General features: G+C 51.5%; 3 protein-coding genes. 1 reads left to right on the forward strand and 2 read right to left on the reverse strand.

Features of this window, described 5'->3' with window-relative positions:
* Both ACSFA3_RS23655 and ACSFA3_RS23660 read right to left on the reverse strand, forming a co-directional pair.
* The coding region (locus ACSFA3_RS23655; RefSeq protein WP_435507856.1) for a hypothetical protein at nucleotides 1-297 on the reverse strand (297 nt) is incomplete at its 3' end.
* A complete protein-coding gene (locus ACSFA3_RS23660; protein ID WP_435468154.1) occupies nucleotides 294-821 on the reverse strand; it encodes a hypothetical protein in 528 nt (175 codons plus the stop codon). The genes ACSFA3_RS23660 and ACSFA3_RS23655, both read right to left, overlap by 4 nt.
* A 121-nt stretch (nucleotides 822-942) precedes the next feature.
* Between ACSFA3_RS23660 and ACSFA3_RS23665 the strand changes: the two genes are divergently transcribed.
* Entirely contained in the window at nucleotides 943-1296 is a 354-nt protein-coding gene (locus tag ACSFA3_RS23665; protein ID WP_435468156.1) for a helix-turn-helix domain-containing protein, read from the forward strand.
* Nucleotides 1297-1333: the final 37 nt, after the last annotated feature.

The raw sequence follows: 1333 nt of genomic DNA on the forward strand, positions 1-1333 counted from the left end.
CCTGATCTTCTCGCAGTTGCCAAAGCGCGGGGTAGGGGTGATCGTGATAGTGGCGGTGTCTTCCTCCACCTGGGCGGCCTCGGCAGTCGAGTAGCAGCTGGGAGCAGTGTTGCCCCGGATACGGAAGGTGTAGCCGTCCTTTTCCTTGAAAAGCTCTGCCTTGTTCACACCGGAGGTGGGGCGTTGCGTACCGCTGGCGGGGCTGGTGCTCTGCATTTTGTAATCCCATTCTTGAGATTCTGCGGCCTGTGCCGCAAACGAACCAAAAGCGAGCGAGAGAGCGATAAGATTTTTCATGCTGAATTGCTGGGTTGATAATTCCAACGGGTGCCAGAAGCGGCGCGAATTTCGTTGGCTATAGCTTCTGCAAGGTGCAACGGAACATATTTCGTGATTTGGATCTGTTGCCCATGGGTGTTTGCATATACGTACGCGGTTCCCTTGGGGTTATTTGCTGCAATTTCATTGGCAGTGCCAATGTCGTCAATGTCCTTGTAGGGAAGATTTTTCCCGTCAAACGACAAGCCCACGCTTGGCAAAATTTTGAGAGTGCCTGTGGTTTTCAAAATTGCTTTAATTGCGAAATACATCAATGCCATTGAGATAATTGGCCAGACAACGAGCAAGAATTTTGCTTGCATTGCAAAAAACAAGATGGGTGAGGTGACGGCGCAGGAGGCGGGCACCAAAACAAGAATAAGAAGAAGTCCAAGGGCGCCAGCACCTTTGTGCGAGCCCCAGCGTTCTGCCTTGTAAGAAATGCTGATCGAGCCGTCGACACCGTGCAGTTTGTCGTAGCCCTTTGCGAAGCTGCTTTCCATGTGTTCCCTTAAGTTGAAGGACTTGCAACAGGCTGTCAACCTGTTGGGTTGATTTCAACCCATGAAGTCCTTCACGTCAAGAGGTGGAATCTCAACCATATGGGTTGACTAGGAGAAGCCCTTGAATGCAGACGAAGAAACCACACTCGCCAAGCTTGTAGGCGCCGCTCTGACGCAGAGCCGTACAGCAGCGGGCTTCACTCAAGAGCAAGCGGCCGAGGCACTAGGCATAGGCGCTGAGGCTGTATCGCGTATGGAGAGGGGGGTGGTGATTCCGTCGCTACCTAGGCTCGTAGAGTTCGCAGAACTCTACGAATGTTCGGTTGAGAGCTTCCTAGGCAAGGCTGCTGGCCAGCCTGCCGGCTTGGCTCTCACAATCGAGCGAATGCTGGGGAACTTGGATCGCGTTGATCGCCAATTTGTTTATGAACTGGTCGAAACTTCCTGCGAGCACTTAATTACGAGAAAAACGTAATTTTTTCGATTTGCCATTTTTTGTTCTCTTTTTGAAT

This window comes from Variovorax glucosi (assembly GCF_051216695.1).
Taxonomy (GTDB): Bacteria; Pseudomonadota; Gammaproteobacteria; order Burkholderiales; family Burkholderiaceae_C; genus Variovorax.